This is a genomic window from Salegentibacter tibetensis (assembly GCF_020164485.1).
GTDB lineage: Bacteria > Bacteroidota > Bacteroidia > Flavobacteriales > Flavobacteriaceae > Salegentibacter > Salegentibacter tibetensis.
Genome location: NZ_JAIQZA010000120.1, coordinates 1 through 395, shown reverse-complemented (window position 1 = coordinate 395; position 395 = coordinate 1). Strand labels below are relative to the sequence as shown.

1 pseudogene is annotated in these 395 nt (G+C 39.5%); it reads left to right on the top strand.

From position 1 onward, the window contains the following. A pseudogene (locus tag LB467_RS18770) lies at positions 1-395 on the top strand (RHS repeat domain-containing protein); the annotation flags it as partial.

The following is a 395-nucleotide window of genomic DNA, read 5'->3' as shown; positions in this document are numbered from 1 at the left end:
CAATATGACCAGGGATGACAACAAAGGAATTACAGATATTACCTACAACCATCTTAATTTACCAACGAGTGTTAGCATAGGTGGCGGAACAATTTCTTATATTTACGATGCAACCGGGGTAAAACAGAGAAAAGTGGCAGCAGGTACAACAACAGATTACGCAGGGAACTATATTTATCAGGGAACTACGCTGCAGTTTTTTAATCATCCTGAAGGCTATGTAGAGAATAACTCGGGAACTTATAAGTATCATTATCAATACAAAGACCACTTAGGGAACGTACGACTCACCTATGCAGACCTGAACAATAATGGCACTATAGAGGCAAGCTCTGAAATCCTCGATGAGAAAAATTATTATCCTTTTGGTGGGGAACACGCTGGATATAATACTG